Annotated in this window: 4 protein-coding genes and 1 pseudogene; all 5 read right to left on the bottom strand. The window is 62.2% G+C overall.

Features of this window, described 5'->3' with window-relative positions:
• Window positions 1-333: pseudogene (locus tag MJ797_RS11880) on the bottom strand (hypothetical protein); the annotation flags it as partial.
• 151 nt (window positions 334-484) lie between these two features.
• A complete protein-coding gene (locus MJ797_RS11875; protein WP_239334393.1) occupies window positions 485-1627 on the bottom strand; it encodes a glycosyltransferase family 2 protein in 1143 nt (380 codons plus the stop codon).
• Window positions 1628-1865: 238 nt separating this feature from the next.
• Window positions 1866-3083, bottom strand: a complete 1218-nt coding sequence (locus MJ797_RS11870) for a glycosyltransferase family 39 protein (RefSeq protein ID WP_239334392.1) — start codon at window positions 3081-3083, stop codon at window positions 1866-1868.
• Window positions 3084-3450: 367 nt separating this feature from the next.
• Window positions 3451-4725 (bottom strand): glycosyltransferase family 2 protein, encoded by a 1275-nt coding sequence (locus tag MJ797_RS11865; protein WP_239334391.1) that lies wholly within the window; start codon window positions 4723-4725, stop codon window positions 3451-3453.
• Window positions 4726-4991: 266 nt separating this feature from the next.
• Window positions 4992-5525 (bottom strand): SCO family protein, encoded by a 534-nt coding sequence (locus tag MJ797_RS11860; RefSeq protein ID WP_239334390.1) that lies wholly within the window; start codon window positions 5523-5525, stop codon window positions 4992-4994.
• Window positions 5526-6213: the final 688 nt, after the last annotated feature.

Here is a 6213-nt window from a genome sequence, read left to right as displayed (position 1 = left end):
CAACTTGCGATCGCCACTCACATAATTCGAAACCGTGAGCTGAAACGCCTTCGAACCAGTATGAGCAGTCCCGCCCGAACCCCACACCACCGTGTTGCCGCCCCAGCCCGACTTCTCCCAGCACGTCGGCACGCCAGCGGCGTCCAGCGTCTCCAAAGACCCATTCTGCAACATATTCGTCGCGGCAGCCAGGGCCGCCTGTGGCGCGGCTGCCACGGGCCCGAGAAGCGCCGTGAACATGACCGCCACGGATAGCGCGCCAAGTGATCTGGCAGTTTGCCAGCGCCGCCATCGGCGACGGCGCCCGATATTTTCAGGACCTGTCATCGACAATCACCTTCTCCAGAGTTCTCGGGGCAGCTGCCCAGGTCCCCACCAGCAGTGGGGCGGTAAACTGCCGGCAAGGCTGTGGGACTTGCCGCGGTTGCCCAGGCTGGGCTGCCGGAGGTCCCAGCCAGACCATCGACAGCCACCGCTTGCGGGTTCATGCCGTATGTTCGGCAAACACGTTTTCAAATGCCTCCCGCTCAACCATGATCGTTGTTTCGGGCAGATGTCCGGTAACTTTCTTCCCACGCCCCCGATAGACCAACCAGTCGATAAGCAGAAATCGTAACGCGAACGCGATGACCAGCGTCAGCAGCGTGCCAGCCCCAACGCTCAGGCCCCACTTTTCGACAAAAAAGGCGAGCAGCGGCAGCCGTAGGAACAGATCGCTGCTGTTAAGCAGCATGAAGGGCCCGATCCGGTGCCGCCAGGAGCCCTTTCTGTCGTGCCAGACGAGTAGCTCACAGCCGAGGAAGTTCCACCCGTTCGCGATTTGCGTAGCCACTATGGCGGCGACAGTGTAATGCAATCCGAGCAGGACGAGGGCGGCGGTACCGAGAACGTTGGGCAACAGCCCCGTCGCGCCAACGAGCGCGAAGCGCGCCGCTCGCGGGACCCGGAGCCAGAAAAGATGCCGAACAAACCGCAGCCCTTCGAGGACGGAGGCATTGGATTCGCCCGTATGCCGTTTCGCAAACGAGTACGGGATCTCCGCTACACTGATCTTGTCCATACGGACGAGCAGCTCAAGCAAAATTTTGTAACCACTCGGCTGCAGATTGTCAAGATGGAGCGCACCGATCCGGACGAGGAAGAATCCACTCATCACGTCGGTCACATCCCGCAGCCGGCGGGGGAAAACCAACCGGGAGACAAGACTGGCGCCGGACGACACAAACCTGCGCACGCCATTGGCCAGTCCGGCGGCATCCCCGTTCCCGCGATAGCGACTGGCGATCACCATGTCCGCCTGATTGGCGACTGCGGCGTCATAGAGCGTCAGCAGAGCTTCCGGCGGATGCTGAAGATCGCCATCCATCACGACCGCGTAAGGAGAGCGTGCCGAGCGGAGCCCGTCGACGACCGCACCGCCGAGTCCCCCCCAACGGACAGCCGGTGCACGATGATAAAGACGGACCGTCACGTTGAAGTTTCGCCGGACGCTTTCCACAGTCTGTGGCGTGTGGTCGGTGGAGTCGTCGACGAACAGAACTTCGGCAGCCATACCGCTGAGCGCCGCGTCCACCCGGTTGAGAAGCGGCACCACATTACCCGCTTCGTTTCGCGTCGGCACGATCACCGTCAGCTGCGGTCGCGGCCCGGATTCCGCTCTTGAATACTGTGCGGGAATCCCATCGACCGCCGTCCGCTCCGCCGGACCCGGTTCGGGCTCCTGCGGAGACGCTGGCGGGGACCCGACGGCGACACCCGCCGGCTGTTTCTTTTTTCGACTCACGCTACCCCCAGATCCGCTGGTTTTCAGACAGTCTTGAAAGCCGCTTGCCGCCTGTCCGCCGTCGATTCAGCGCGGCTGTTGATCACTTTGTCACCGCTCGGAGCTCAACCGCGGCCGGACCCGTGCCAAAACGTGCGACTACCCGCGAGTGTTCGACCGCGATACCCATCGTAGTCAGCCCGAGAGTCGAAATATCCTGTCGCATGAATGGTGTGAGGATGATGTAGTCCAGATCGCGCCAGCCGTCCGGCAGCTCTTTCTTTGCCGCACTGTCAAGATCTACTTTGTAGTACCAAATCGTATGCCAGGGTGAGGAGAAGCCGGCATGGTAAACATCCTGCCACATCGTGTTATCCACGACGATACGACTGTCCCGCGGGATCGCCGAGGTTCGCAGATAAGCTACGGCCGCGACGTGTTCCGTATTGTTGGAGGATGTGAAAGCCCGCGCGAGGCCAGGCTGCCATGCGGCACCGAGCAGCACAATGCCGACGGTAAAAGCCGCGAGCAGGCTGCCGTCGCCGATCAATCGCGCCGGCTTGCCCCACCGCTGGGTGGTCGACCACGCCTGGTCGACCACGCCACCCACGCACAACGCGAGAAAGGGCAGCGCCACGATGATGAACATCTGCGGCAGATAGCCCTTTCGTAGCAAGGTGATTCCCAGCAGCACGACCACCAGCCCGATCGGGCGAAGCCGACGGATGGTGAGCGCGAGAAGAGCGCTCAGGGCGCCCAGAATCAGCAGCCACCGGTCCAGCTGCACCCAGCCGAGGGCCGTGGCGTGAGCCGACGCAACCGGGTCGAACACCGAGCCCGAGCCGGACCGTTTCACGAACTGGAACTCCATCGCGGCCTGCAGCGACACCCGGATGGGGCCAGCGAACAGCTCATTTTTCAATAAGGCCATCAGGGGATATGCCAGGCAAATCAGCACAAAACCCGACCAGAAGCCTACGGAGGCGAAATCCCGGGTCCTCGCGTAACTGGACTGCCAGCCCGCGAGCGCCACGGCGGGCACCAGTATGGTGGTGGTCTCCTTGGTCAGCACGGTAACCGCGAGAAAAACTCCGGCCAGCACATAGTGCCAGAGGTGCTGACGGGGTGTACAGGCGAAGTAGAAGGCCGCGATAAGCCACGGGATCGCGAGGTTGTCCAGATACACCTGACGCAGAAAGGTCACGGAGATCGGCGAACAGACGAACAGCAGGACGGCCAGGATGGCAAAGGGCCGGCGGATACCCAGCCGGCGAGCCAGCAGGTAGAGCAGCGCAGCCGAGGCATCGGCGTAGAGGAGCATGATAGCGCGCCCGGACGCGACCGTCAGCGGGCCCCCGTGGAAGGCTGGGATCCAGGAAAGCCCGGCCAGCTGTATCCAGCCGAACGGCGGATGGTCATACCAGTAGGTGTATGGCGACAGCGCGCCGTGCGCCCGCACCCATTCTGCCTGGGAGAGATAGGTTCCCTCGTCGTCCTGGACAGTCGGGTAACCGTGGAGATTGACAAGTAGAACTATGGTTGTGATCGTCACTAGCCCCATGACGATCACTACATCCGGCCACCGCCGCCGATGCCGGTCGACCGCCGCCGCGGGTGTTCGTAAGGCGCTCAGGACTGGCTGCGGTAGCACTGCGGTCATGGACACGTCCGGATCCCCCTGACTTTCTTCAGGCCGCGTCGTCGGCGGTTGCGGATGTACTTAGATGGGCTCCGGTGTGGGCGGTCTTCTCCCACTCGAAGTTTCCGGCGAAGAAACGAAAGGCTGATCTGACGGCCGCCCACGAGAGGATCAGCTGGTAGGCGGGCATAAAGAACACGAGACTGACATAGTCACGAACCCGGATACGAAAGTCGTAATCCCGTCCGAATGCCCGGAGCGCGGCCGTTTCGAAGCCGAGCATGGCGATCGTCGGGACAGCCGGCAGAAAGGAGGTCAACGTGACGACCATAGGAAACTTACCGGCCACGACAGTCAACAGAGCGACCGGGAGCACCAGTCCCGAAAACGCCTGTGTCATCGGTTGCGTAAGGGTGAAGCGGGCGAGGTTCCGCGCACGGCGGGTCGGCAGCTTCCGCCAGTCGCCCTTGTGGAGTACCTGCATAAAACCGAGATTCCACCTGGTCCGTTGCTTCACCAGGGCGTATATCGTGTCAGGTGTCTCCTCCCGGGTGACGAGGCGAGGATCGAAGGCGACACTGACCTTGCGGCCGAGCGCGGACAGCCGGACACCGAGATCGCAGTCCTCGGCGAGGCAGTTGCCATCCCATCCGTTAACTTCGTTGAGCAGTGTCCGGCGTACGAACACCGTGTTCCCGCCGAGCGGGATGAACTGCTTCTGAGCATGCAGATGCAGCCGTGAACGGAACCAGAAATAATATTCCAGACAGTTGCGGAGAGAAAACCAGCTGGACTGGAAGTTGACGAGCTGGACCGCACCCTGGACGACGTCGGCATTACTTGTCTGAAATACCTCGTCAACATGGGCGAGCAGTTCCGCGGCCGCCAGTGACTCCGCGTCGAAGACGCCTACGATGTCGCCGGTACAGTCCGCGAGGGCGGTGTTCAGCTGGCGCGGTTTGTTCTTGACTTCGGACTGGTCGACTGAGATTTTCAGGCCTGGCTGGCCGGCGGCAATTTTCTGTACCACCTGCACAGTCGACGGGTCATCGTGGCCGACAGCCAGAATTATTTCCACCTGCGGGTGCGTCTGGTTGACGAGACGGGCGACGGTCGCGCTCAGCACCGCCTCGCTCTCGTGGCGGGCGGGAACGATAATCGAAAAACTGTGGCAGGGTTTGCCCACGGCCGGCAGGTAGAAGGTCTCGTGGTACGTTTCAGGCGTGCGCCATGCGTGAAGCATCCACCACAGATTGGTACCGGATGTCGCGAACAGCGTGAGAGCAATGACAACGATTGCTGCCGAGACAAGGGCAGACAGCAAGGTCGTTCCTTTCACCTTACGGGTATCAACTACAACCCAAGATCGGGGGATGAACCGCCGAGTTCCGTGCTGGCTACCGGACCGCGAGGTGTTACTGCGAAAAAGGTCCTGGACCGCCGCCGTGCACGGGCCGGCTCATAGTGGCCACCACCGCCACAACTGCGTTTGCCGGTCACCGCTGCGAGTCCTCCGCATGTCCCGGATCTCCTCCACGACGGTCAGTGCGCGTATCGTGCGTACATGCTGTGTACACGGAAAGGCACCCACTACAGTCGATTCTCCAGCAACAGGGGAATATCATGTGAATAGTCAGCGACGGTCGTGCTGGGAAAATATCCGGCGCGGGCGGTGCCATCCGGTGCGAAGGCGGTCACTCGGGACACGTGCTGAACCAGCCAGCTCCCATCTGCCGCCTGCTCGGGCGGAACGACCGGGAGCCCGAGGGCCGCTGCGTAGCCAGCGATGTCCGCCCATTTTCCAGTGAGGCCGATGAAGGATGTGTCGAACTGATCGAGCCATCGACGCATCGTCTGCGGCGAGTCACGCTCGGGATCGGTCGTCACAAAAACAAAGGTGGTCCTGGCCCGAACGGCCGGGGTTTGCTGGCCGAGAGCCGCGGCAATGTCGGCTGCCGTTGTCGGGCAGACGTCCGGGCAGTGGGTGTAACCGAAAAACACGAACGCCAGCCTGCCCGCGGTCCCCGACCGCACATCAAACGGAGATCCATTCGTGTCGATAAGGTGGCTGGCTGGCTGGACGACCGCCGGATTCAGGGGCCGGCCCGCGAGGGAAACGGTCACGCTCGCTTTTCGTTCGGACACGCTCGCCGATCCAGGCGAGGCTCCACAGGCCGAAACAAGGGAGACCAGGACAGCGGTGGCGATCGCCAGGTCCGCCCGACGATCGGCCGCGTGGCCCCGCCCACGTGGATCGACCCGTTTGCCGGGCAACAGGCCCCGGCGGACAGGCGTTTTCGGGCCATTGGCTCCCAGCGCGCCTGACGATCGGCGGCGAGTGAGCTCCCATGCGGCAGAGCGGAGACGACGGTGACTCGATGGTGTTAAGAGCCGGTTCATCCCCCCACGCGTTCCCCCCCGTTCCATCGGTCGACAAGTCGACTCCCGGTAACGTACGGTAGATTGTGACGACACGGCCTGCTGTTACCTTCCAGACGATCCGTCGACGACCGACCCCAATCGGTCATCGGCAGCTCTTCGTGGCAGACGCAAGCCGGATAGTGCATGTAGTGACATCCCCCAAAAAATGCCCTGAGAGGTGATGCTAGCAGGAGCCGAGGGGTGCGGGCAGCGCGACCTCCAGCCATGAGCGCGAGCCGGATATTGGGTATTTTCTGGCTGAAAAAAGTTGCTTGGTAGACAATTTCGCCCCCATGACGTGGTAGCGATCTGCTGATCGTCGATCAGGCATTGCGGTTATAAAGACCACACGCTTGGTCACCGCGACCGCGCCGAGCCATTACAATCAGCA

This window comes from Protofrankia sp. CiP3 (assembly GCF_917627345.1).
In the GTDB taxonomy this organism is placed as follows: domain Bacteria; phylum Actinomycetota; class Actinomycetes; order Frankiales; family Frankiaceae; genus Protofrankia.
Note: the sequence above shows the minus strand (reverse complement) of the source record. Positions and strands in the feature narration are given on the sequence as shown.